We start from the raw sequence: 23,746 nt of genomic DNA on the forward strand, positions 1-23,746 counted from the left end.
GTGTCATTAAGACTTTTTAACTCAGTCATTACGACTCGTTAACGCTCGATTGAACGTCGCCGCAACGCCTTCCCGTTCACGTACCAAGAAAGCATCCTGATCGGCGCTTGTTTTTAACAATAATTGAATCGCTTGATAATACGCTTCTGTTTTAGCCTTTTTAGCCGCAACCGCGATATCAGGTAAAACACCGACATTCTCCCAATTCGTTTTGGTAATCGGATTAATTGCCTTAGAGACGGGCAAAGCAATGCGCAGAGTGTGTTCAAGAGGAAAATATTGCCAAGGGTTTGCACCTCCTTTCGTCTTCTCACCCACGATCACCGCACGTTTTAGGTGTTTCATGTTGTAACTAAATTCTTCCGCGGCTGAAAACGTATTCGGCCCAGTTAAAATATACAAGGGAATATCTGCTCTCACTTTACCAATAATGTTTGTTTCACTCCAGAATTCGGTCGTGGCATCGGTTTGACGATTGTAAAAGCTATTTAAGTGAGTTTTTTCTGGCAAAAAGTACCCACTTAACAACTGAACCATTTGTGCACTCCCGCCGCCATTTTCACGTAAATCAATAATGAGTACATCAACGTCTTCCAACACCTTCATAACACTCGCGAGCTTAGCACGTAATTTGGGTGTAACATCCGCAAACCCCCAGAAACTTAGATAGCCGATATTGCCATCGAGAACGGCGACGTCGGTGAAGCCATAGTTTTTCCTGGCAAGCTTATGAAACCATGGTTCTTTCTTTTCAGTCGTTGTCGTTGTGGGAATTTGATTCACCGCAAAGTGCTTATCTACTTGCTGAAGTGTGTCCGTTAATAAGTGAGCTATTTGCTCTTCTGTCTCTGCTAGTTGCCATTCTGATGACGAGTTTAATGTTTCCAACAAGGCCATAATTTTAGGGATCTTGGATGTTTCGACATAATGGTTGGTAATTGACGATTCCACGGCGTGTTGGATAGTGAGTTTATCACTTTGGGTCAGAGCAAAACTTTGCCCTGCAAACGCAATAAGGAGAGAAGAACAGAGAAATAGAGATGTCGTTTTCATATTGGCAGCTCGGTATTGTTATTATTAATGAATTTCGAGGTACTTGGTTGTCATGATGTATGGCCCTAGTTTGACGTGATTAGTTCCTTTATTAGTTGCTGTAAAATGTAACTAAGTATGTTTTAAATACTCAAAAAATATGGTGTTTTACAACTCAAATAGGTTTCGCAAAACAATATCGCCTAAAAGTAAAAAGCCCCCAATGTTGGAGGCTTTGAATCTTATTCAGTGATATTCAATTAGAAATTAAACGTCACTTTAGTGTAGATGTAACGACCGCGCGGGTTATGTGTTTTTCCTACATAACCATACAAGTCTGAATCACCATCACCAATTGCAAATGGCGGCTCTTCATCAAGTAGGTTGTTTACACCAAGCGATACTTTGATGCCATCGCTGAAGCGATATGAACCTTGAAGATCAAGTAGAATTTGCGAATCAACCATACGAGATGTATTTTCTTCGAAATCAAGCGTACCATCAAAATCGATGTCTGGCGTATCTTCAAACTCACCAATATAACTAATGTTTAAATTGGCTGATAAGTTATCTTGTACCCAAGAGTTTGTAAGAACCCAGCGGTGCTCTGGATAACCGTACTCACCAGTGTAGTCTTGATCGTCTTTCTCGAACTTATTCAAGAAGCTGTATTCTAAATTAAATTTAAGGTCGCCACTTTCGCCTAAGCTGTATAGGTAGCTTGCTGAGAAATCCACACCTGATACTTCTTGAGAAGTCACGTTTTTGAACGTGCTGTGTAGTTTACGGAGAACACCAAGTGATTCACCAGGTTGTGGCGCTAGACGCTCACACACGGTACTGTTTTGGTTATTACATTCAGCATCATAAAGTGGTCCGAATGGTTCTTCATCTATCTTGTTGTCTTGTGTGATTGACCAGAAGTCGATCCCTAAGCCAATTTCATGCGTAGGAGCCCACACAATACCCAAGTTCATTGACTCAGATTCTTCCGCTTTTAGATTTGGGTTACCCGCAAATTGAATATTGTAATCAAGTACACCGCAATCTTTGCCTGTTGCCTGACAACGGTATGTATCGGTAAAGAATTGGCTTTCTTCTGATGGGCCTAAACCGATTTGCGCAAGTGATGGCGCACGGAAACCTTGAGCCCATGAACCACGTACCGTCATGTCATCGCTTGGTGTCCAGCGGAACGCGACTTTTGGATTCGTTGTTGAACCAAAATCGCTATAATCATCGTAACGACCTGCTAATTGTAATTCGAAGCTGTCCGCAAGCGGAATTGAGAATTCAACATAAGCAGCCCACTGATCACGCTCAGCAGCAGCCGACACCGATTCCGTTCCGAATATCAAACCACGCACAAATTGATCATCTGGAATATCTTCAACGTCTTCTTCACGGTATTCAAAACCTGCCGCCATAAGCACAGGCATATCATTGAAGGTAAACGCTTCGCCTGTGATGCTACCATCGAATGACGTCATATGAGACTCACCACGGCGCACAAGGCTTGTCGTAATACGGTCAATTACTTCAGGTGAGTTGTACGTTCCACCGAATGGATTGTAGTTACCCGCATCAATTTCAGCTTGTAAATAATCAACACGTACCCAGCCCTGGCCTTTAGAACCCGTTTGCTCAGATTTACTGCGGCCTTTTTGCGCTGCAAGTTCCCAATCCCAATCATTTAATGTACCACGGAAGCCCGCAACGATGCGCATGGTGTCAGAACTAATATCCCAACGACGAGGACCTGCATCTACTGTACGATAACGGCCAATATCAATGTCCATGCCAAACGGGTTATTTGGGTGCGAAGCAGGCACTGTGAGACCCGCGTCTTCATCTAGAGGTGTAGGCGCGCCGCCTGCTTGTGATGTGTTGTGCTGTACAGCAAACTCGATGAAACCGGTGATATCATTACCAAAGTTTTGCTCGGCTTGAACAATTGCACCAACACGTTCAGCGGCTGGAATGATATAGCCATAAGGGCCGTAATCAAATAGACAGCTTCCGCTTGAGGTTGCGTTTTCTGCTGGACAATTTGGATCGATCGTTTTCTCACCGTCAACATAAAAATAACCAGGGAAACCACGACTTGAACGGAAGTCTTCACCACCATATGGAGATTGATTTGCTGTACCTAAACGGCCTGCTTCATCCGCAGAAAACGATGAGTTGTTGAAGTAGTCAAGAATGATAGTCACATTGCTGTCATTCGTGCTGCTCCCCCACAATAAGCTCGCCGTTTTTTCTTCATAACTTGGACCGTCGGTACCACCAAACCCTAAGTTTAGCTCTAGACCATCAAAGTCCTTTTTCAAAATAACGTTAACGACCCCCGCGACAGCATCAGAACCATAAATAGCAGACGCGCCATCTTTTAGAATATCGATTCGTTCAATAGCAGACACTGGAATACTGTTAATATCGACAAATGAATTCGTAATGCTTTCCGCGAACGCACTGATTGCTACGCGACGACCATTAATCAACACCAATGTCGCATCTGGGCCAAGACCACGTAAACTAACGGCAGCGCCACCATTCGCGGTAGAATCTTGGTTGTTGCCACGCGTTGAGAACGTACCGTTACCGGCAACTGGCATTTTCTCTAAAAGTTGTTGAAGGTTATCATAACCAAACGAGGAAATTTCTTCTTTACCGATAGTCTGGATTGGTGATGGACCTTCCATATCCGTGCGTTTGATGCGTGAGCCTGTTACTTCAATTTTTTCTACTTTATCCGCACCTTCATCAGCTGCAAATGCCGGCGCAGACGTCGCACAAACTGCCGCGATTGCAAGACTAAGAGCTGTTAGTTGAGAGTATTTTTTAGTCATTATTGTTCCTTTTTGTTAACCAAATAGCGCTTAATGTAAACCCTTATCGCAATATAGTTAACACTGTATTTTGCAGAAAACAATCTAATGCGTTGATTTATACAGGCATAAACCGTAACGAATTGTGTAAATTACAACCCATATTTAAATTAATCATTTAAATATCATTACGTTACAAATTTGTTTTTTTGTAAAAAATTTAACAAATTATTTCAGTCATTTTATTGGTAACATAATGAAATATAGAGAAAAAGGAACAGAAGAAGACGGCACTCCATACAGGTCAAAAAGCAAGCTAATTGTTCAGTATGCTTTACAGATTTGAGCTATCTTTCAAAAAATACGCGTTAGATTTATCTACTCAAATCCCGCACGTTTTAGCTCATTATAGATTTGCGAAATTGGCTTGGCGCAATCGTTTCAAATTGCTGCCAAATACGGCGGAAATGACGGCTACTCGAGAAACCGCATTCAGTAGCGACGAGCTCGATATCAATATGGCGGGTCTGCAGGAGCTGTTTGGCTCTCACAATTTTAAGCGAATTGATGTATTGCTGAACACCAATTCCGATTGCTTGTTTAAACAAGCGACTGAGTTGCCGCTCGGAAATCCCCACGTCAGAGGCAATAGACGAGACACGAATGTCTTGATGCAAGCGAGCGCAGATCAAATCTTGTGCTCGATGTACGGCACGGTGTAAATGATTTCGTCCATTCAACCAAACACTCTGTTGGCTATCTCGTCCGTCTCTGCGAAAATACACCAACATCTCACGTGCCACTTTCATTGACAGCTCGTCGCCAAATTGTTTGGCAACAAAATGCAATGCTGCATCAATCCCCGAACTAATACCTGCACTCGTCAACATATTGCCATCTTCGACGAAAAGACATGTTTCTAACACGTTTAGTTCTGGATAAGCCAATTTCAATCGCTCAGTTAACTCATGGTGAGTTGTACACTTTTTGTTGGCCAATAAACCCGCCTTCGCGGCCATAAATGCACCACTACAAATGGTGAACACGAGTTGCTGACTCACAGTGTGCTTAAGCCAATCGGCGACTACTTCGCCTTCTTCACTTAAGCAATAGTCAAACGAGCCATAACTCCCAGGTAACACAACCACATCATCGCAAAGTAGCGTTTGAGGTAATGGGGTCAAGTTAGTTAAGGTCAGCCCTCCCCCAAGACTTGTTCACTCGTTGGACTCACGTAGTGCAAAACAATAGGCGCACCAGCACGCTGGGCTTCTAAAAACACTTGCAATGGACCGCCCAAATCAAGCGGGAGGACGGCCTTAGAGATCACAAAGTAAATGTTTTTTATAACGTTATTCTGAAATTCCATAATCCTGAACAGAAGTTATCGTTGCAAAACGTTTATTAAGCACAAGCGCTGTGTGAGCTTGAATGTCCTCGACTGAATGTACCTTCGAAGTAAACGGACTTGTCATCGCAAACGTGAGCGTGGCATCCAATACAAATTCCACCGCAAAGCCTAGATCACTGGCAACACGTGTCGTTGTTTCACAGCATTGCTCCGTTCGAATACCGCTAATCACTAGCTTACGAATACCATTGCGAGTCAACCAACGTAATAATCCCGTATCGGTGAATGCATTGTGTACTGTCTTGTGTACGACTCTATCATACTTGCTCGGTAAAAAATCCATCGGCTTCACAAAACCGTTCGATAAATAAAAAGGACTATTTTTGTCAACATCATCAACATGCAACACTTTCACAATTGGTAAATTGTTTGCCTGAAAATAATTCACCAAATCACTCATATTTTGCTTAAATGATTCGAAGTGACTTGTCTCCCAATAGGGCGCGTGAAAGAAAGAATCTTGGGTATCGATGATAATTAAAGCTGTTGTCATTCTAATTCCTTAAGGGTGTAAAAAGTTAATCAACGTAGTTTGAATTGCCATCTACTTTATCTGACCACACCGTTTTGACGAGCCACACTTACGACACAGATGGGACTTTTTCAGACTTGAAATAAACTCTTTTTAAGATCCGTTGTATTGGCACAAAGATCCCACTACACTTGCTTGCAAGATACAAATAATTAACATAAAACGTTCAACAAGGATAACGATGAACATTTGCAACAAACTCGTTTGTGTAACGCTGCTGTCTGGTATGTTTGGATGCGCTCAACATAACCACCAACTGCCGCTCACGAGCTCAAAATCGCCCGAAACACTGGCATGTCTAGGCACAACCACGCTTCCTCAACCACTTCAGTCGAGTTTTATTGAAACCGAAGACTCTGCGTTGCTTCAATCGTCACTTGGCGAACCCAGTAACGGCAAACTCTGCCAAGGCAAAGTGTACGAGGCAACGCAAGATGTCGTCGTTTTTCGAGCTTGGAATAGCACAAATCCGGGGAGCCAGTTTGGACAATGGTGGGCGTTTAACAGGCCCGCTGGACTCATTTCTGAGTATCGCGCTCAGTTTGAGATTTGCTATCAATGGTCCCCTCTCGATAAGATGAGCCGTTGCACATTAAAACAAGGGACCAAAGTTGTCGTCGGAAACGGCCAAAGTGCAATGTGTTCTGAATACCTCACATATTCGGTATCGAGTGCCCAACAAGTTTATGTAGCTAATGCCAAAGACAACATTGCCGACTGCACGTCGTTCGATGGGGTAATGGAATGGGTAACTGAACAATCGGATGAAGCGCAATAGACTACGCTACCTTAATAGGTGAGGAAATACGCTTTAGCGACAAGGCGAGACGAGATATCCTCGCCTTCTCGATTCTTGTTTAATAGTAACTTAGTGGAGTAACTTTCCCCCAAAATACTCGATAGCTGTACGCGGTGTATAAGATAATAGTTGGCACAACAAACAACACGCCAAACATTAAGAAATTCAATGATTCAGGCGCAGCTAATGTATCAATTAACGTAAATTTACCCGGTACAATGTATGGGTAGAAACTGTAAGCTAGCCCGAAGAAACACAAACAAAATACCATTACTGCGATTGCAAAGGGTAACCAAACTCCTTTTTCTGGTCTTAACGCTAATTTTGGTAAAGTCACTTCAAGCAAGAACATCAGTCCGAAGCAGATGATAGGCAAAGGCAACAATACAAGGGCCATAGGCAATTCAAACCAAAGCGCCATCACCTGAGGGTGAATAATAGGGTTCACGACCGATACCAAAGCAACCCCAATAGCACAAATTCGAAGTGTTCTTCGACACCATTGGATAGCATCTTGTTGCAGTTCACCTTCCGTTTTCATAATAAGCCAAGCGGCGCCAATAAATTGATAAGCCGCCACAACCCCGATCCCGCTAAGTGTGCAGAACCCCATCGCGGCAGCAGAATGTTCAAAACCCATTACATAGCTACCAAGCATGTAGCCTTGGAAAAAACTAGTCATATAGGAACCTATCTTGAAAACGCTATCCCAAAGATCTTTGCGTTTGCTTTTAGCTTTTGCACGAAAGTCAAACGCAACACCGCGCAGGATCAGCCCTATCAACATAAAAGACGCTGGTAAATAAAGCGCTTGCAGGATTTCACTGTGCGCTTTAGGAAAAGCGATTAAAACCAAGCCAACGGCAAGCACCAGCCATGTTTCATTAGCGTCCCAAAACGGGCCGATAGAAGCAATCATGGTGTCTGCTTTTTGTTGTTGATTACGTGGCAACAACATTCCAACACCCAAATCGTAGCCATCTAAAATGGCGTAGACGAGAACAGCCAGCGCAGTCAGCGCACCAAACAGTAAAGCAAGTTGTTCTGCATTAAGCATAGCGACCTCCAGCGGTAACTTGTGGTTCTGGACTTTCAAATTCATCGACACGCACTGATTTCTTCGCAGTAAAGAACAAAGTACGGACATACACCGTCAACAGCACAACATAAAGCATCAAGTACAATGAAAAGGTGATGGCCACGTTTTCACGAGGGAGATGAGTAACCGCTTCTTCTACACGCAAAACGCCGCTAACAAGAAAAGGTTGACGGCCAATTTCTGTTACGTACCAACCGGCAAGTGTTGCCAACCAGCCTGAGAAACTCATCGCTACTAACGTTTTTAATTGCCAAGACGCGAGTTGTTTACGGCGTGCAATGGTCAACCTAAACCAAACCGCAACCAACAACATTAACACGCCCATACCCACCATGATCCGAAAACCAAAGAATACCGGTTTAACTGGTGGGTGTGCGCCTTCAAATTCATTAAGCCCTTTAAGCTCTCCATCTAATTGATGAGTAAGGATTAAACTTGCACCATTAGGAATGCCAATCTCGAAGTCATTCTGTTGCGTTTTTTCGTTGGGCACGGCAAAAAGCAACAACGGCGCGCCTTTTTCGGTATGCCAAATTCCCTCCATCGCAGCCACTTTTTGCGGTTGATGTTCAAGGGTATTTAAACCATGTAAATCCCCCACAAATGCTTGTGTCGGCGCTAACATTGCCGCAACCGTTAAAGCCACTTTTAACGTAAGTTTGGGTGCTGCCTTTTGGTCACCTTGCAGCAGTCGATACGCACTTACACCAGCAATCAGAAACGACGCCGTCAAACCACTTGCAAGCAACATATGGAAAAATCGATACGGGAAAGAAGGATTAAATATGATAGCGAACCAATCTGTTGGATAGGCCACACCATCGCGAAGCTCAAATCCTGCGGGTGTTTGCATCCAACTGTTTAAACTTAATATCCAAAAGGCAGAAATAGTCGTACCGATGGCCACAATCAAGCATGCTAAGGTGTGGATTCGATTGGGTACTTTATTCATTCCAAATAGCATGATCCCCAAAAAGGTGGCTTCCATGAAAAAAGCGGTTAGAACCTCGTAGCCGAGCAAAGGGCCAGCGATGTTACCGACTCGCTCCATAAATCCGGGCCAATTTGTACCAAATTGGAAGGACATCGTGATCCCACTAACCACGCCTAGCGCGAACGTAAGAGCAAATATTTTAACCCAAAAACGGTAAGCTCTCAGCCAAACAGGATGACCAGTTTTATCAAATCGTAATTTGAAAAAGACTAAAAACCACCCAAGGGCAATAGATATTGTGGGAAAGAGGATATGGAAGCTGATGTTGGCTGCAAACTGCATCCGCGATAGCAATAAGGTATCAAGCATAACGCACCTACCAAGGTCTGTTTTCTATCAAATAGCGCCACGGCCTGCTTCTCCGCAGCAATTCTTTCTACTTCAATGTTTGAAGGATTCGTACGGTCGAGCCATTTGATTTTATTGACTCAAGAAAAGCACATTAGAACCGTTACGAACTTTCAGTAATTTCTGAAACTTAAATATATTTTGATCTTTGATTTAGATCAATCTTTATTTTTTCAAAATTTAGTGACTGGTTTTTGTAGAAAATTGACTTGGAAAAGCATGCTCTTTGCCCAAAAAATAAACCTATGAACTTGACCACTATATTGAGTCGATTCCGTTATTCACTTTCTAAAAGTGGCACAATTGGGTATGATGCCGGCAATTTTTTAGGGGGAATTATGAAGTTTATCCGCTGGTTTTTAGGCCGCATTATTTTACTTATCGACTTTGTCACAACACCGAAAGGCGTGAAGCGCGATCCAACATTACAAGCTCAAATTGACGAAAAAGCGTCAAGCTTAAGCCTATATCAATTCCATGCCTGCCCTTTTTGCGTAAAAGTACGAAGAGCCATGAAACGCAACAACCTAAACATCGAATTACGAGATGCGAAAGCCGAAGGTATTCACCGTCAAGAACTGCTTGAACAAGGTGGTAAGGTAAAAGTACCTTGTCTACGAATTGATCAAGGTGACAAAGTGACTTGGTTATATGAGTCTAATGACATCATTGCGTTTTTAGAAAAAGAAGTAGCGAGTAACGCAGCTTAACGTTCTGGCGCTTAATTATCACATTAAGCGCGTGTTTACGTTTTACGAAGCGCTACGTTTGTAAGCAAAATTTGATTAACAACCAGTCCCTGTGTTCATTCATCGCGTTTCGTTCGTCTATTTGGTTCAACTTGATGCAAAAAACGTGTGAACGTATCTTTAGGTCTTTCAAGACCATTTTCCAGCAAAACACGTGAAGCCATACCTCGATGATTACTGCCGTGGGTAAGTAAATGCAGTAAAATTTCTTCTACGGTCAAACGTCCTACATCACCATCAGTGAACTGAAAAACAATCTCACGAGCTAATTCTTGAGACGTTGCACAGGCGCAATAGTCAACCAGCCATGCATCGTTTTCAGACATAAACTGACTGAGATCGGTTAAGGACGGCGTTTCAAGAGTGTTGTCAGCAGCGAAATGTTCCGATACTCCTTTGATCCGGCTTATAAACAAGCTATCGACAACCGCAGTATGATTTAATATCCGTATAAAGAAAGTGGCATCGTTTGGAGACAGCTTACCAATTTGCTTCAATCCAAAGTTCACTATTTCCTGATTAGCCCATAGCTTGTATTTAAATGCGTTTACCAACAACATTTTCTCTCCTTGTAATAAACGAGTCAGCTTCAGCTCGACTACTTTTCATAAAATGTCCAAGACTGAGCGCCATCGAAGTACCGTACATGCACTTGTTCTATCACCTCGGGTGCAAACATGGTTAAATTGACCGCCATCCTATCTAAATTACCTATCGCTGTAGGGGTGTAATAGGTAAGGCAACCGCAACCGACACAATGATGAAAATCAATGTGCTTGTCACCATAGCAATAGGTACGCGTCGCCACTTTCGAATCAATGAGAACATCGTTTGGCGAAAAATAAGCCCAAACAGCACCGTATCGGTAACACACTGAACAGTTGCAGCGTGTTACCAATTCGATTTTCTGTTTGAGTACCAAAGTGACATTGCCACAATGACAACTTCCATTCATGCTAAGCGTTACCTTTGTTATCTAACTTAGAGACTACGTATACGTCTTAAATCACGTATGATTAAAAAACCATTCAGTGCAATAAAGACCATGCTGACAACCTTCGCGTTACGATTCACGATTTCGTTTGAGAGATAAAACGGCAACGATTCTCCTGTTACACTAAACACGTCTGGCAACCATGCCAATCCAGTGAACATTGCAACATAAGCAAGGTTAATCAGGATGTTTGCAACCAATTTAGACTTTGACCAAAACGGCGCGAGCGCTTGCCATAGTGAAAATACGATAGACACACCGAATAACATTGTGGCAGGCATGAACCACTCTTGTACTGCTGGCAAGAAAGCGATGTGCATCGACTCGAACATCTTCGGACTCATCCACAGTGAAGGTTGCACCAGTGCAATTAAAAAAATCGCGGTGGCCAAATCTGTGGCAATGTCACCACCTTTGATATGCTGCCACTTGGCATTTTGCACCGGAAGCTTATCCACGCTCCACTCCATTTGCGATAGCGTTGCTTTCAAGGGGGAGTCATTTGAAATAGCGAAAAACACCAACGTCACAACAGCAAATATCCACAGGGCTGTATCAACAAAACCGAGTCCCAGTTTCAACACAAATGAAATAACCCCCACGCCTTCTGCTGACAGTAATGACAACCCCGTTACCACCGCGTGGATCGCAAAAAACACACTCAATGCCGATTTTAAAATTACCCAGTAAATAGGCATAAGTTCTTGTGCAACTAAAGGTACGGGTGGCGCAAATTGAGTTGCCACCTTACGAGGAGCCCCCCATGAAGCAAGCAATTGATTAACCTGCGCTGTAGAACAAGCCGGCCCCATAGCATCAACTTCATCAAGTAACGTGGCTCTAATTTCTCGCGAAATTTCGTCTTTTTTTTCATCTGGTAAATACAGTTTTACCGCTTCAACATAGCGTTCAACTAATTCCATGATCGTTCTCCAATATTGTCCCAAGCGCTTCATTCATCAATTGCCATTCATGTGAAAGCTGCGCTAACTGTTCAATGCCTGCTTTAGACAGCGTGTAATAACGCCTCTCCCGCCCTTCAGCTTGCTGCCATTCGCTCTCAAGCAACCCTTGGTCTGCCAGGCGTCTAACAAGCGGATATAGCGTACCCTCATCAATATCCAACCCTGCTTCACTGAGCTGTTTTCGCAATGAATAACCGTAATGCGGAGTCCTTAATGACGCGAGAACAGCTAAAACCAAAACTCCTCGCCTTAGCTCTCCTCGCATTTTATCGACGCGTTTCTCACTCATATCGCGTTCCATCTTCTGTTTTTAATTTGATTTACTGTGCGACAAATACTATTTAACACACAGTGTGTGGTACACAGTATAGAACACTCACAAATTTCGCAAGTGAAAAAGATGGTTTTTTAGTCATTTATTAATAAGGCACTTTCAAAATTAAGCATATCTACTTGTATTTATTTGATTTATTTTCAGGAAGAAGTCGAAAACCTGTGCAGCTCAACGCTGCTTTGTGCTGTCGCCTAACCTGCTATTGACTCACATAGTTAAGATAGGCTGTGCAATTAGATCACCAAATACTCATTAGACAACGTAGGCCAAAGCTTGAAATTCATACTTTTTGTATGTTTTTTGTTTTTTATCTAGCACTTTTTGCTAGCTTGATATATAACTACTAATACTAAAATCGCAACTGGAATAGCGATACAGCCCAAAAGGATTAGTTTGTAGAGCAGAATCTTTAGGAGTATTGAATATGCGTTTTTTGAATGACACTGACACAAAGTCTCAAGCAAATCTTGTATGGGTAACACTGCTCACCGTTGCATTGTTTGTTTTAACGGTATTTACTCCTCTATCGCATGCCACGGGGATGTAAGTTAACAGTTTTCGTTTGGCTCTGTTTGAAAAGCCTGTATTTACCCCCGAATAATTGTTTCATCACCAAAGACAAGCGTTACAAATTGCTTGGCTATTTCCGTCGAAAAATTTTGTATTCCGTCATTTGCGCTGTATAGTTTCTGCCACGAAAAATAAAAACAATGATCTCCATTCGTTGTATTAGGACAGACTATGCAGCTAATCGCATTGCAGCCTGAAGATCCAAAAGTACAAGCTCTGTACTTGGAAATAGACCGCCTAATGAATTCTCTCTACCCTATCGCAAGTGACCAATCTCTATCACTGGAAGAATTAAAACAGCCCAATGTGAAAGCAATCGGGCTTGCAAATGAAGATGGCATCGTTGCGTGTGGTGCTATTGTTAAAAAGTTTGAAAAGAGCACGTTATACGGCGAAATAAAACGTCTTTACGTCAAACCAAATTATCGAGGAAAAGGCCTATCTCGGCGCATAATGCAAACGCTCCTTCATTATGCTGGTGAAGCGCAAATCCCGTTGATTAGATTAGAAACCGGTATCCAACAAACAGAATCGATTGCGCTCTATGAAAGTTTAGGTTTCGACCGTTGTCCGTGTTTTGGTTTATATCGTGACAACCCATTGAGCGTGTTTATGGAACTCAAACTAAATAACAACTAACACTCTCTGTCTCTATTCGACCTTGACCAACAGGGGTCAAGGTTACAGCAAAGTAAACGGCATCGTTAAAACCCTACCTCTACTCTTTGAAAATACGGATTATCTGTTCGAGCCACCAATGACGTAATTTGTGCAATCGCCACGGTGTGTTGTTCAGAGCCGGATTCGAGCACAAGGCACTGAGTTTTATTCTCGTAACGCACATCGTTGGCAAGCCCTACATAGGACTGGCCATCCGTCGTCGTCACCTCTAGTTCGAAGCGATAAACACAAGCCACTTCTAAATAATCGTGTTGGTCACAGCTCAGCATGATGTTCTCCACAATATGTAAAAATTTTCAGCACATAACCTATTCAACGCTGACCGGACTCCTTTCCCTTCGTTTTTGTGCAATCATTGTTTTTTCTGAAAGAAAAGAGTGACTTCAGCAAACACAAGCCCAAACTTTTTTATGTAGGACCGATTGATCACTGCTCCATCATCAAATTGCCACATCCAGTCATCGAATGTAACGTGATAAGTAGACCCTTCAACAGGTAAATTCATTTCATATTGCCAAGTTGCTGCCGAGCCAAATACCTTACCTTTTGCGCTTCCAATGATGTCATCGGCATTTCCTTGAAACGAATTATCCAATTGCTTGGTAATTACCCACTGCCTTCGCTGTACGCCTTGCCCGAGCTGATAATTGAACGTTTCAGACAGCACTAGCTTAGTGTCACCTGACATTTCACCCGTAAGGTCTACGGTGAACTGCTGAATCACATTACCGCTTCTATCCTGAACAATACCCCATCCTTTAATCTCTCCTTTAAAAAATTCCATCAAGTCAAATTTCGGGGTTCGCTGCTCATACTGGTTTCCTTGTATCGAAATACCACAGCCATTTAACAAAATGGCCAAACATATCACTAGCCACTGTCTCATTTATTTCTCCCACCCAAACCTAACAATTCTGCACGTAACGCAGGCTCTGATGTTTTCGCTCCTAGCCAGATATTGAAGAACCAAGATGTAAAATCCGCATCTTCAATCACACCAATTTGATTGTGGTTGTAATAAAAGCTCGTACTGCCATCGGCATTTTTTTGGCCAAGTAACACATCACCATCTCCCACATCTGGAAATATTGATTTCAACGCATTGCCCCACACCTCCTGCTTGGATTTATCTTTTAGCCCTTGAAGTTTCATTTCCTTGATGGACCTTTCGGCTATGTCTTTTCCTTTCAACGTCATTTTGTATTTCAATAGAAGAGTAAAAGGGTCTTCAGGATTGTATTGACCCGTTGGAGTGAACAATTGGGCTGAATATACATCCCAAAACAGGTATCGATACGTTGCTTCGTCCGCAACAGGTTTGAATAGCTCATTCTCAGCACTTTGAGCCTTTGCAGAATGCACTACACAGATAAAAAAAACGATGAACAGCGAGATAAACCAACGCATTACGCCTTCCTTTGTTGTCTCAAAATCACATGAGTGAAAAATACACAAGGTATACGTCTGCAAGGCCAAAATGGATTAGTTAAGTGTCAGGTTAGTATTGTTATAAAAGATTGCTCTGTGGGCTCGTCAGACAAAATCTATCAACTTTATCTGACTTTTTGACCATCACAGCGAGTTTGTCGCAATGTTAAGCCGTGATGACTAATGAAACTAATTTCTGAGACTGTAAAGGGGGTTTACAGAGACTAACGCGTAACCGAGATATTTGGGTTACTTTCACGTTTAGAAAATAAAAAGCTCAGTACCGACACTACAACAAAAATGCCATACATACTCAATACATAAAGCCAATCACTACCACTCGTAACATGTTGAATTTTAGTACCATCATTTAAAACCAGGATATTAATGCAGGCCAAAATAAATGAAGGGAAAAAGAAATTTTTACCGGATGTTGCACTTGCTAGTGAAGCAATAAGCATTGCGCACAAAACCAAATAGAAAGCGATGATAGAATTTGCACCGAGTTGCGTGCTTAGCGGTACTGAGGCTAACGAAGCGAGCACGGCAATGACGCCGAGACTTTTATAGAACATATCTTTTCCTTGATAATTTTTTAGAGACATCATGTCGTAAATGGATTATTAATACCAAAGTATGTAGCAGTTATTGTATAAATACAAGTCGGCGCGGTTAAAAAGTTAGCAATTTGTTATTGGGTTAATTTTTTTATTATATTTTGTAAAATAGGTACGACCTCCTTCTCAAACCATGGGTTTGAAGTCAACCAAAAGCGATTTCGTGGACTAGGATGTGGCAAGGCAATCTGGTTAGGTAATAACGTTGAAAAGTGCTCAACGGCTTCTGTTACGCTCCAAGCAGGATTGAGGTATTCGTGAACCGCGTATTGCCCTAAGAAGATAGTCAGTTCCACATTTTGCATTTGTTGAATGAGTTGTTTGTGCCAAGTCTGAGCGCAAATTTTAGGAGGTGGTAAATCGCCACTTCGTCCTTTTCCCGGATAACAAAACGCCATAGGCATAATGGCGAACATGCGCGGATCATAAAACTGACTAGGTTCAGCCCCAAGCCAAGCGCGTAAGCGTTCACCACTCACATCGTTAAAAGGTCGTCCAGACTCAAGCGTCTTAACCCCAGGAGCTTGACCGATGATCAATATTTTACTGCCAATAGAAGCTTGGATAATTGGAGAAACAATCCCTTCAAATTTTCCTTCACATATTTGGCATGCGCGAATTTGTTTAAGTAACGAGTCCAAGTTTTCCTCCTACCATCCTAAACAAATACAATTGATAATCACTACTATTTATATTGTATTTAAGAGATAATACCATTTTAGTTAATAACCAATCGTAAAAGGATTAAACATACGATGCGGTATTTCTCCGTGTTAAAACAATACCACTATTCAATTCAAGTGGTTACACGATTTATTTTGGCAATTCTTGGTGGTTATGTCCTCACAGCGATTACAATTAGCGCTTTGACTATTGTGCTCCCGTTATCGCAAGTAGATGCTGTTCTAGTGTCAACAACCATCAGTATCGCTATCTATGCCATTTTTTTCATTGCTGCATTTGCCATTTCATCCATTAAAAAAGCAGCCATGTTGTTACTCGTCCTAGGGGGAGTACAAATGACTTTCCTCTCACTGACAAAAGGCTGGCTATGAAAGAGTCATTTTTTAGAACCATGGGCTGGCTCCACACTTGGGTCGGCTTATTAACTATTTGGCTGCTTATCACGGTCTTTTTTGCAGGCACGTTAAGCTTTTTCAAAGACGAAATCACTATTTGGTCTCAGCCTAATGTACTAAAAAACGTTTCACATTCCATTTTATTGAGCCAAGAAGCTCAAATAGAACATGGAATTGAAGTCCTTAAGCAAAAGGCGCCAAACGCCAGTAGCTGGTATATTACCCCCGCGACTGACAGAAAACCCTATTTTGAGGTCGCGTATAGAGAGGCACCACAACAAGGGAAACGTACACCGTTTACTAGCCACTATTATTCAGCAAACGATGCGAATAAGGAAATTGAGTTTATTGATACGAAGGGAGGTAATTTTTTCTATCGTCTACATTTCGATTTACATTACATGAGTCCAATTACTGCACGTTGGATTGTGTGCCTTGCCAGCTTATTCATGCTAATCGCCCTAATCTCCGGCATTATCATCCATAAGCGTATCTTTAAAGACTTATTTACCTTTCGAAATGGCAAAGGATTGAGAACTTGGCTTGATAGCCACAACCTCAGTTCAGTTATTGCCCTACCATTCCATTTGATGATCACCTATACAGGCTTAATTACCCTTATTTTCATGTTGTTCCCCTACCCTGCACTCACACAGTTCGATGGGAATATGAAAGCATTCTTTGAAGCACAGAACCCAACGCGGGTTTCAACAAAAGGCTCAGGAATCATCTCACCAATTGCACCACCTCAAGTATGGTTAGATCAGATTTATACTAACTGGCCGAATGTTCGAATTGCGAGAGTGATAGTTGATCACCCATTTGACCAACATGCAACGGTGAAAGTCTATGCGAATACAAAAAACACCGTGCAAGACGAGCGACCTACTCTTTTGCTCGATGCGCACAACGGTCAGGTTATCGCGAGGGGGAATGAGTCCTTAAGCGCAAGCGAAACCTTTTACGACAGCATGACAGCATTGCATACAGGGCGGCTTGCTAAGTTGCCATTACGGTGGTTGTACTTCTTGGGCGGTATGCTTGGACTTGCAATGCTGGTGACTGGAGCATTAATGTGGTCGCTTCGTATCAAAGCCAAACATAAACAGCCGCATTTTGGCGTTCAACTTGTGGATACACTAAATCTAACCACTGTCATGGGACTACCTTTGGCAACTGCAGGTTTTTTCTATGCAAACCGCCTATTAAGCACGCAGATTGCGCAACGCGCCAATGTAGAAATCGCCATCTTTTTCACCATTTTGGGCCTGAGTTTACTTGTTTCCGTAATACGTAGAGACAAGCAGCAATGGGCTTATTTTGCACAGCTAAACGTTTTAGCTTGGGCTGCTCTGCCAATATGCAGTGCTATTGCCATAAAATACCCGACTTATAAAGCGTTTATGGAAGGTAATACCGTTGCATGGGCATTTGATCTGGCTTTCCTAAGTGTTGCTTTGGCGTTTGGATTTATCGCCGCTAAATTGCACAGAAAGCGCTCTGGTGCGTTTTCACCACAACCAAAGGGAATTCAGTAATGATAGAAGTGTTCATGCTCAGCGTGAGCTGTGCCCTCTTTGCTTTGACTAAGCCAGCCATTGCCAAGTCAGTGCTTGGTTCTGGATTAACAAGTGCGCAAGAGCGAATAGTATTATTTAGTGGCTGGATCACTTTTTTACTAAGTGCTTCACTTTTTGTCTACCACGAGGCTGCTTACGGTGCGCTCAGTTTCATTGGATGGAGTATTCCTCTTCTGCTCGTTACTGTTGTGAGTGTACAGTACTCAAAAAAGGCTCCCCTGCGTTTTTTGAGTATCGTCTTATCAATACCATTCCTCTATTCGATTACTTCTATTTAGGTCTGTGGCTGGGCACAATTTACCTGAAAACGTGCCCAGATCAGATTTTTACCAAGCAACTCACGTAGTCCGTACTTAAAAGCTCACTTACTGACCTTTAGAAACGACAAAACCAAATTATACGTAGTAAAAACCTGATCTTTACTGACTGAGCTGCATTCTATGTCTCATATGTTAGTAAAAATCGGATCTCTTGCATCAAATTGGACTCAACAAGACGATTAAGTTAGTAAATAACTGATCCAAGAAACAACAGAGATTTCCTTAAGTTATTTTTCTGTTCAATGGCGCATAGGCCACAATATGTACCCCGCTCAGCTATATTTAGGTAAGTTGTCGCCAATTTTGACCACTTATCCGAATTCAAAAATGTGATTTTAACGCAGTGTTGTGAAGCGGTAGGAAGTTAGAAAATTAGTTAGTAAAAATAAGATCTAGAATTTTAATTGACTGATTTAAAGTGAAAACATGATTTTACTAACTAGTCAAAAACGTTAAGTTAGTAAAATCATGATCTGAGTTATTACTTGCTCATTTTCACCTTTGAGTTAGTAATATTTTGATCTGCGTTCCAATCTAACTGCAAATCCCATACATAACGATGTTCCGGCTCTAAAGGATGTTGAGTTTCATCAACTTCAGTCAGAACATTGTGTGCTTTCACAAGTGTTGCGTCACGTCCGAATAAATAGCTTTGTTCTTTAACGATAGTCAAATATGCCTTATTTAGCGATTGTGCACGAGTAGGCGATGGCGTGATTAAATCATAAAGCGATTGACTACTTCTGACTTTCTCTACGTCCAACGACCCATCTGATTTAAACCATCGAGCTAACATTTCCTGGTTCTGACGAAACTCATCGCCACCGCCAACTCGCTGCATATAGGTTAAAAACTCACCTTGTGTTTGTCCTTTGTTCGGCACATCTCTCATCGATTTTAGATTGATGTATCCCCAACCTTTTTTGCCCGTCACCTTCCGCGCAAAAGAGAACGTTTGGTCATATGTTGAACCGATGGTTTTGTGGCATCCGTTACAAAAGGCTAGCTCTTGTTCATGTTGTTGACGTAATTGCCCTTTTTCATCTTCGATGTAACCGTTAATGGTCCATCCAAACGTGTTGTTGATTCCTTTGTCTCCGAGATACAGTGTTTGAGGTAAATTCTCAAAGGCCTTCTCCTTCGCTTCTCGGTAATACGAAGACGCAAGATGCTGTTTAGATTTAAAGGCGTGTTTTTTCATGTAGCGCACCTCTTTCATACGAGACGCATTGTAGATATTACCGTGCTCATCCACTCCGATATAACGTACGGTATGCAAAAACTCTGTCCCTTCTGGATACAGTTGGTACGCCAATGCCGCTTTCGTATCGCCGACGTAATGTTCTGTCGCCAAAATCTCTGTAACAAGCGTTAATGAACCATCTTGATTTAAATCTACACCCACTTCATTTTCATCAATTTCGGGGGTTGAAATACGAGTTAAACCTTTCAACGTCAGCTCAACCAAGCTTAAGTTGGCGAGATACACCTCTTTTTTGTACACGCCACCTCGTGTTTGAAAATCCATCGGCAAACGGATCATCACATCCCCAGTTGAACCATTAGTGGGCCAAAAAGTACTTGGAAATGGTTTGTAGTTAAATGCAACCCAGCCTGAGCCGTCTTTAGCAAAGCCATCTGTATCGAAGGCTAGGGCAGGGTAGGCTAAATTCTCTATGGGCGTTATCTCACCGTGCCAATCTGAGTTTGATTTTTGTTTTTGGATGAATGGCGTGTAATTATCGGTGTTAACCCAGTTAGTAATATCTTGATCTGTGATGGATGAAATCAGCTCTGTGCGATCAATAAAAAGGTTCCGCCAGTGATTTTTTATACCCAAATCCGAAAACTCGTAGGTACCTTGAAGATCACCATCCCGCATTTGGTTTGGACGCTCGGTATCTTTCGAATACGTTTGGTGGCAAGCATAACATGGATTATGGACGCCATCTGTCTTGGTGTAACACTGCGGTGGAATGACGGATTCCGCATTGTAAACCTCATTATGTTCAATATAAGCTTTTGCAGAAAATTGTGGGGAATGCTCATCTAAATTTAAAGACTGAGCGGATGCGAGCTCGATGACCGGCTCGGTACAACCAGTCAAAATAGCGACCAGTGCGAGAGGAATAAGACGTAAGGATTGCACTTTTATGACTCCATTTTTTGGCTAAAAAAATGCGGCACATCCGTACCGCATTCCTAAAACAAGCTTATTTTGCTTTTGGATCGTACAACCAAAGTGTGTTGTTACCTTGGAAACCATCTTCACCAATGATAATGCGCCCATCTTTCATTACGATGACATTATCCGGTTGAGAGAGTTGATTTACGTCACAACGTTCTGCACCACTTAAGCTAGAACGGTAAGTTCCACCCATCACAACAGGCTCGATGCGCGTTAAGTTGTAATTATTGTCAATGTGCGCACGGTACACGCCGCCACAATCTTTCACACGAGCAGAAAGCTGCATATCGCCTTGACCATCGATCATGGTGTTATCGATGTCTGAAATGCCGATGTACATATAAGCTTTCTCAACAATTTCACCTGGTACGCGGTCTTGGCCGGTTACAGCCTCAAGTACACGGTCTTGGTTAATAGAAAGACCTTCCAGCTTGCGCCATTCTGCCGTTGCACCTTTTAAACGTGCTGCTTGACGAGATTCAAGAAAAGCGACACGGTTATCCATCGGCTTGCCAGCAGTGATAGGGCTGCCGCCTTCAGCTTCTGTTGGGTACGTCGCTTTACCATCAACCCAAGCTTGCACATCAGCCATTGAGATATAGCTCGTTTTTCCATCGACATAATCTGATGTATTGATGTCATCATATTGCGCAATCCACGATTCGATCGTCGCGTTAGTACCTGACGCCAATTCAACCCATTGAATATCAAAACCTGTTACTGCTGGGTCCGTTAAGCCTGAATCTTGGGTAAGTTTTGCAGCATATAAAGTACCTGAACTTAGGTCTTCTGGTTGGTCTGCAATAAACTTAAAGAGCACGCCACCCGTGTCATCTTGAGATGAATATACCGTGCGACGGTCTGGCATAACGATTGAGTTTTCATGTTCATAGCGACCAATCGTGAAATGTTTAACCACATCAGGTGTGTCTGTAGTTGGATTTTGGACTTCCGCGATATAACCGTAACGGTATGGGTTAGGGAAGGCTGGTGCGGTTAATGCTTCAATCGTATCTGTCGCATGGTCGTCTGGGTTATTCCAATTCGGGTTTGTCGTTGTATTAACCGCTGAATCAACTATCCACTCTTCAGACGTTAAAGGAGTACCCCATGGAGACACTGAACCGAAACAGTTCGCCGCCGTTCCGTGAACCAAGTCAAAGTTCACCATCATGGCTTCTTCGATAGACCACTTACCGAACTCATTTTTGCTCATTTTTAAGCGGCTCATACCACCTGGGTACGATTCCCAGTTCGTGTATAAAAAGCCTGAATTCTCTCCCGTAGGGATGAAACCATTGAAGTCAGGGTTGTCATTTTTAATGATTTCTGCTTTGGTGTTAATACCGTAATGAACACCTAAACCACCTGCAAGACCTTTTGCTCCGAGAGATGCAAACGTATCACCTGTTTGACCAAGGATTTGATATTGGCCAACCGCACTCATCACGATTTGCTTTTCCATATCAGACGAAGGCACAGGTGAATTAATGATGTTGCGCGGCAGCTCATTGAAATTCACACCGGTCAGAACTCCTACTGTGCCCGTATTATAAGCGCGATTGTTGTAAGTTTCAGTTGCTGCATTTGTATCTGAAGGATGCTGTACGTTAAAGAATAAATCACCACCTTCGGTAAGAAACAATCCTGTCACTTCTGCACCAGCAGGAACCGTTGCAATACGAACCAAGCCTGCGCCATTTGCACCATCTTTGCCATCAGTACCGTCAGATCCGTTTGTTCCATTTGAACCGTTCGTACCGTTCGATCCATTGGTGCCATCAACACCATTTTGACCAGCTACGCCTTGCTCACCTTGTGGTCCTTGTAGACCTTGTGCGCCGTCGTCGCCATTACAGCCAGAAAGTGACAGGGCAATTGCCGATGCCAATAAAGATAGTGCTACACGCTTCATGAGAGTCTCCAATTAGGTAATGTAATTATTCTAAAGCGCGGAATAGTCTGGCTATCTTTAATGACAGAAAACTTACAACAAAATTAAGGTTTTAGTTTATAAAAAAGTCAATTTAGGGTCATATTTATGACTGTAAACCCCCTTTACAATTTTGTATGAGCAGGGAAAACAAGCTTAGACAAATCGAAACCTAAACGCTCTGCTCGCATTTTAAAACGCAAAATTTGGCTTTCACTTAGGGAAGGTGTTCGCGACAAAAGCCATAGATAATCTTTGTTATAGCCACTTACATATGCGTATTGATAGTCAGATTTGTCTAGTTCAAACACGATGTAACTAGCATAAAAAGGGCCAAAAAAGGACACTTTTAGGTGTGCTGTTTGGGGATCACCTACAAACTTCGCCGTACCAATGGCTTCTTTAGCCTGTTGATTGTCAGCATCCAATCCTCTATTAATGACCTTGACGGAACCATCTTGTTTTAACGAATATTCCGCAGTGACGTTGTCCAAACCTGCTTCGAATTGGTTTTCTATCCGCGCAATTTCATACCATTTCCCCATATATCGATCCAACTCAAAGCCACTGATGGGTTCAATACCTTGTGGTACGGATGTACATGCCGTCAACAAAGTTAAACTCGACACTATTATCGTATTTTTCATCTCTGCGAGTCCTTGTTACTATTAGCTATTCATATATTTACGAACCTACAAACACAATGGATCGAATTGGATTTGGTGTAGCGCATCCAAAAATCGCTGTTTACGTTGAGCACAAACCTAAAATAGCTGGGTATATTGATTTCGGAACCCATCGGGCTTTAGACCTCGGGGAAATACAATGGATTGGCCAAGAAGCGGGAAATGGTTGGCGCAAACAATTTAACGTCTTTGCTAAGCTCCTCAACGCATTAAATCATCCTGCCTACTCACAACATCAAGAAGAATCTTGGCAAACGTATCGAGATCAGCACTTGCTACAAGCAACCGGCAAAGAGGCTTATTTATTCAGCCCCCCGTTCTCAATGAAGAACCGACGATTCACCTTATTGCAGGGCGAACCTATGCAAAAAAGTTGCTCGAACAACAATTAATTTCGCTTACATTTATATGGGTTGATGACGAATTCGCCATAAACACGGAACATCGCGTCATCATCTGCCCGTTTTTCGACTATCGTCAACTGAGCAACATTAAAATCGAACGACTTTGTGAGTTAATCAGAACGCTATATTAGACAAGATTAACTCGGGGGAGGGGATTAAAAGCGATGTATTCAAA

At 42.4% G+C, this 23,746-nt stretch carries 25 protein-coding genes and 1 pseudogene; 8 read left to right on the forward strand and 18 right to left on the reverse strand.

Translation table 11 applies throughout. From position 1 onward, the window contains the following. Positions 1-21: 21 nt before the first annotated feature. The 4 genes from NI389_RS19535 to NI389_RS19550 form a co-directional block, all read right to left on the reverse strand. Complete coding sequence (locus NI389_RS19535; protein WP_308363171.1) at positions 22-1,053, reverse strand: S41 family peptidase; 1,032 nt, start codon at positions 1,051-1,053, stop codon at positions 22-24. Between the two features lie 239 nt (positions 1,054-1,292). Next, positions 1,293-3,881, reverse strand: coding sequence for a TonB-dependent receptor plug domain-containing protein (locus NI389_RS19540; RefSeq protein ID WP_308363172.1), 2,589 nt, complete (start codon positions 3,879-3,881; stop codon positions 1,293-1,295). Positions 3,882-4,258: 377 nt separating this feature from the next. Next, positions 4,259-5,044, reverse strand: a complete 786-nt coding sequence (locus NI389_RS19545) for a GlxA family transcriptional regulator (protein ID WP_308363173.1) — start codon at positions 5,042-5,044, stop codon at positions 4,259-4,261. Between the two features lie 168 nt (positions 5,045-5,212). Then, complete coding sequence (locus tag NI389_RS19550) at positions 5,213-5,764, reverse strand: isochorismatase family protein (RefSeq protein ID WP_308363174.1); 552 nt, start codon at positions 5,762-5,764, stop codon at positions 5,213-5,215. Positions 5,765-5,984: 220 nt separating this feature from the next. On the opposite strand from NI389_RS19550, the gene NI389_RS19555 reads away from it, so the two are divergent. After that, the gene (locus tag NI389_RS19555) at positions 5,985-6,581 is read left to right on the forward strand and encodes a hypothetical protein (protein ID WP_308363176.1); all 597 of its coding nucleotides are present in this window, start codon (positions 5,985-5,987) and stop codon (positions 6,579-6,581) included. 79 nt (positions 6,582-6,660) lie between these two features. On the opposite strand, the gene NI389_RS19560 is transcribed toward NI389_RS19555, so the two are convergent. Next, on the reverse strand, positions 6,661-7,659 hold the full coding sequence (locus tag NI389_RS19560) for a cytochrome d ubiquinol oxidase subunit II (RefSeq protein WP_308363177.1): 999 nt from the start codon (positions 7,657-7,659) through the stop codon (positions 6,661-6,663). Beyond that, entirely contained in the window at positions 7,652-9,004 is a 1,353-nt protein-coding gene (locus NI389_RS19565) for a cytochrome ubiquinol oxidase subunit I (protein WP_308363178.1), read from the reverse strand. The genes NI389_RS19560 and NI389_RS19565 overlap by 8 nt, the downstream gene beginning before the upstream one ends. A gap of 377 nt (positions 9,005-9,381) precedes the next feature. Here NI389_RS19565 and NI389_RS19570 point away from each other — a divergent pair, with 377 nt between their 5' ends. Then, complete coding sequence (locus NI389_RS19570) at positions 9,382-9,753, forward strand: glutathione S-transferase N-terminal domain-containing protein (RefSeq protein WP_308363179.1); 372 nt, start codon at positions 9,382-9,384, stop codon at positions 9,751-9,753. 95 nt (positions 9,754-9,848) lie between these two features. Here NI389_RS19570 and NI389_RS19575 read toward each other — a convergent pair whose 3' ends face one another. Genes NI389_RS19575 through NI389_RS19590 form a run of 4 tightly spaced genes read right to left on the reverse strand, consistent with a single transcriptional unit; the run spans position 9,849 to position 12,040 of the window. After that, on the reverse strand, positions 9,849-10,352 hold the full coding sequence (locus NI389_RS19575; protein ID WP_308363180.1) for a DinB family protein: 504 nt from the start codon (positions 10,350-10,352) through the stop codon (positions 9,849-9,851). 38 nt (positions 10,353-10,390) lie between these two features. Then, positions 10,391-10,747, reverse strand: coding sequence for a GFA family protein (locus NI389_RS19580; protein ID WP_308363181.1), 357 nt, complete (start codon positions 10,745-10,747; stop codon positions 10,391-10,393). A 26-nt stretch (positions 10,748-10,773) separates the two neighbouring features. Continuing rightward, the gene (locus tag NI389_RS19585; protein WP_308363182.1) at positions 10,774-11,709 is read right to left on the reverse strand and encodes a hypothetical protein; all 936 of its coding nucleotides are present in this window, start codon (positions 11,707-11,709) and stop codon (positions 10,774-10,776) included. Continuing rightward, on the reverse strand, positions 11,696-12,040 hold the full coding sequence (locus tag NI389_RS19590) for a PadR family transcriptional regulator (protein WP_308363183.1): 345 nt from the start codon (positions 12,038-12,040) through the stop codon (positions 11,696-11,698). The genes NI389_RS19585 and NI389_RS19590 overlap by 14 nt, the downstream gene beginning before the upstream one ends. Positions 12,041-12,509: 469 nt before the next feature. Between NI389_RS19590 and NI389_RS19595 the strand changes: the two genes are divergently transcribed. Both NI389_RS19595 and NI389_RS19600 read left to right on the forward strand, forming a co-directional pair. After that, positions 12,510-12,632, forward strand: a complete 123-nt coding sequence (locus tag NI389_RS19595; protein WP_280117704.1) for a hypothetical protein — start codon at positions 12,510-12,512, stop codon at positions 12,630-12,632. Between the two features lie 194 nt (positions 12,633-12,826). Continuing rightward, on the forward strand, positions 12,827-13,294 hold the full coding sequence (locus NI389_RS19600) for a GNAT family N-acetyltransferase (protein ID WP_208844868.1): 468 nt from the start codon (positions 12,827-12,829) through the stop codon (positions 13,292-13,294). Positions 13,295-13,359: 65 nt separating this feature from the next. Here the strand turns inward: NI389_RS19600 and NI389_RS19605 are convergent, their stop codons facing one another. The 5 genes from NI389_RS19605 to NI389_RS19625 all read right to left on the reverse strand — a co-directional run bounded on the left by NI389_RS19605 (position 13,360) and on the right by NI389_RS19625 (position 16,022). Continuing rightward, positions 13,360-13,605, reverse strand: coding sequence for a Rho-binding antiterminator (locus NI389_RS19605; RefSeq protein WP_308363185.1), 246 nt, complete (start codon positions 13,603-13,605; stop codon positions 13,360-13,362). Between the two features lie 83 nt (positions 13,606-13,688). Then, positions 13,689-14,222, reverse strand: coding sequence for a DUF3833 domain-containing protein (locus NI389_RS19610; RefSeq protein ID WP_308363186.1), 534 nt, complete (start codon positions 14,220-14,222; stop codon positions 13,689-13,691). After that, complete coding sequence (locus NI389_RS19615) at positions 14,219-14,743, reverse strand: chalcone isomerase family protein (RefSeq protein WP_308363187.1); 525 nt, start codon at positions 14,741-14,743, stop codon at positions 14,219-14,221. Before NI389_RS19615 ends, NI389_RS19610 begins: the two co-directional genes overlap by 4 nt. A 245-nt stretch (positions 14,744-14,988) precedes the next feature. After that, positions 14,989-15,339, reverse strand: a complete 351-nt coding sequence (locus NI389_RS19620; protein WP_308363188.1) for a hypothetical protein — start codon at positions 15,337-15,339, stop codon at positions 14,989-14,991. Positions 15,340-15,455: 116 nt separating this feature from the next. Continuing rightward, a complete protein-coding gene (locus NI389_RS19625) occupies positions 15,456-16,022 on the reverse strand; it encodes a uracil-DNA glycosylase family protein (protein ID WP_308363189.1) in 567 nt (188 codons plus the stop codon). A 114-nt stretch (positions 16,023-16,136) separates the two neighbouring features. On the opposite strand from NI389_RS19625, the gene NI389_RS19630 reads away from it, so the two are divergent. Genes NI389_RS19630 through NI389_RS19640 form a run of 3 tightly spaced genes read left to right on the forward strand, consistent with a single transcriptional unit; the run spans position 16,137 to position 18,318 of the window. Then, positions 16,137-16,436: a hypothetical protein gene (locus NI389_RS19630; RefSeq protein ID WP_308363191.1), complete on the forward strand. Its 300-nt coding sequence runs from the start codon at positions 16,137-16,139 to the stop codon at positions 16,434-16,436. Beyond that, positions 16,433-17,998 (forward strand): PepSY-associated TM helix domain-containing protein, encoded by a 1,566-nt coding sequence (locus tag NI389_RS19635; protein WP_308363193.1) that lies wholly within the window; start codon positions 16,433-16,435, stop codon positions 17,996-17,998. The genes NI389_RS19630 and NI389_RS19635 overlap by 4 nt, the downstream gene beginning before the upstream one ends. Then, positions 17,998-18,318, forward strand: coding sequence for a hypothetical protein (locus tag NI389_RS19640; protein WP_308363194.1), 321 nt, complete (start codon positions 17,998-18,000; stop codon positions 18,316-18,318). Before NI389_RS19635 ends, NI389_RS19640 begins: the two co-directional genes overlap by 1 nt. A 523-nt stretch (positions 18,319-18,841) precedes the next feature. On the opposite strand, the gene NI389_RS19645 is transcribed toward NI389_RS19640, so the two are convergent. The 3 genes from NI389_RS19645 to NI389_RS19655 all read right to left on the reverse strand — a co-directional run bounded on the left by NI389_RS19645 (position 18,842) and on the right by NI389_RS19655 (position 23,128). After that, complete coding sequence (locus NI389_RS19645; protein ID WP_308363490.1) at positions 18,842-20,515, reverse strand: hypothetical protein; 1,674 nt, start codon at positions 20,513-20,515, stop codon at positions 18,842-18,844. A gap of 58 nt (positions 20,516-20,573) precedes the next feature. Next, complete coding sequence (locus NI389_RS19650; RefSeq protein ID WP_308363195.1) at positions 20,574-22,463, reverse strand: alkaline phosphatase PhoX; 1,890 nt, start codon at positions 22,461-22,463, stop codon at positions 20,574-20,576. A gap of 143 nt (positions 22,464-22,606) precedes the next feature. Then, positions 22,607-23,128: a lipocalin family protein gene (locus tag NI389_RS19655; RefSeq protein WP_308363196.1), complete on the reverse strand. Its 522-nt coding sequence runs from the start codon at positions 23,126-23,128 to the stop codon at positions 22,607-22,609. A gap of 56 nt (positions 23,129-23,184) precedes the next feature. Here NI389_RS19655 and NI389_RS19660 point away from each other — a divergent pair. Next, positions 23,185-23,702 (forward strand): annotated as a pseudogene (locus NI389_RS19660) (DUF6942 family protein). The last annotated feature ends 44 nt before the right edge of the window (positions 23,703-23,746 follow it).

Origin of the sequence: Pseudoalteromonas xiamenensis (genome assembly GCF_030994125.1) — a bacterium.
GTDB classification, from domain to species: Bacteria; Pseudomonadota; Gammaproteobacteria; order Enterobacterales; family Alteromonadaceae; genus Pseudoalteromonas; species Pseudoalteromonas xiamenensis_B.

Coding starts and splice junctions, on each gene's coding strand:
- NI389_RS19630 (WP_308363191.1), top strand. CDS start 16,137: ATGCGGTATTTCTCCGTGTTAAAACAATACCACTATTCAATTCAAGTG.
- NI389_RS19570 (WP_308363179.1), top strand. CDS start 9,382: ATGAAGTTTATCCGCTGGTTTTTAGGCCGCATTATTTTACTTATCGAC.
- NI389_RS19565 (WP_308363178.1), bottom strand. CDS start 9,004: ATGCTTGATACCTTATTGCTATCGCGGATGCAGTTTGCAGCCAACATC.
- NI389_RS19595 (WP_280117704.1), top strand. CDS start 12,510: ATGCGTTTTTTGAATGACACTGACACAAAGTCTCAAGCAAATCTTGTA.
- NI389_RS19615 (WP_308363187.1), bottom strand. CDS start 14,743: ATGCGTTGGTTTATCTCGCTGTTCATCGTTTTTTTTATCTGTGTAGTG.
- NI389_RS19655 (WP_308363196.1), bottom strand. CDS start 23,128: ATGAAAAATACGATAATAGTGTCGAGTTTAACTTTGTTGACGGCATGT.
- NI389_RS19550 (WP_308363174.1), bottom strand. CDS start 5,764: ATGACAACAGCTTTAATTATCATCGATACCCAAGATTCTTTCTTTCAC.
- NI389_RS19650 (WP_308363195.1), bottom strand. CDS start 22,463: ATGAAGCGTGTAGCACTATCTTTATTGGCATCGGCAATTGCCCTGTCA.
- NI389_RS19640 (WP_308363194.1), top strand. CDS start 17,998: ATGATAGAAGTGTTCATGCTCAGCGTGAGCTGTGCCCTCTTTGCTTTG.
- NI389_RS19535 (WP_308363171.1), bottom strand. CDS start 1,053: ATGAAAACGACATCTCTATTTCTCTGTTCTTCTCTCCTTATTGCGTTT.
- NI389_RS19560 (WP_308363177.1), bottom strand. CDS start 7,659: ATGCTTAATGCAGAACAACTTGCTTTACTGTTTGGTGCGCTGACTGCG.
- NI389_RS19580 (WP_308363181.1), bottom strand. CDS start 10,747: ATGAATGGAAGTTGTCATTGTGGCAATGTCACTTTGGTACTCAAACAG.
- NI389_RS19605 (WP_308363185.1), bottom strand. CDS start 13,605: ATGCTGAGCTGTGACCAACACGATTATTTAGAAGTGGCTTGTGTTTAT.
- NI389_RS19620 (WP_308363188.1), bottom strand. CDS start 15,339: ATGTTCTATAAAAGTCTCGGCGTCATTGCCGTGCTCGCTTCGTTAGCC.
- NI389_RS19610 (WP_308363186.1), bottom strand. CDS start 14,222: ATGAGACAGTGGCTAGTGATATGTTTGGCCATTTTGTTAAATGGCTGT.
- NI389_RS19575 (WP_308363180.1), bottom strand. CDS start 10,352: ATGTTGTTGGTAAACGCATTTAAATACAAGCTATGGGCTAATCAGGAA.
- NI389_RS19585 (WP_308363182.1), bottom strand. CDS start 11,709: ATGGAATTAGTTGAACGCTATGTTGAAGCGGTAAAACTGTATTTACCA.
- NI389_RS19590 (WP_308363183.1), bottom strand. CDS start 12,040: ATGAGTGAGAAACGCGTCGATAAAATGCGAGGAGAGCTAAGGCGAGGA.
- NI389_RS19635 (WP_308363193.1), top strand. CDS start 16,433: ATGAAAGAGTCATTTTTTAGAACCATGGGCTGGCTCCACACTTGGGTC.
- NI389_RS19555 (WP_308363176.1), top strand. CDS start 5,985: ATGAACATTTGCAACAAACTCGTTTGTGTAACGCTGCTGTCTGGTATG.
- NI389_RS19540 (WP_308363172.1), bottom strand. CDS start 3,881: ATGACTAAAAAATACTCTCAACTAACAGCTCTTAGTCTTGCAATCGCG.
- NI389_RS19600 (WP_208844868.1), top strand. CDS start 12,827: ATGCAGCTAATCGCATTGCAGCCTGAAGATCCAAAAGTACAAGCTCTG.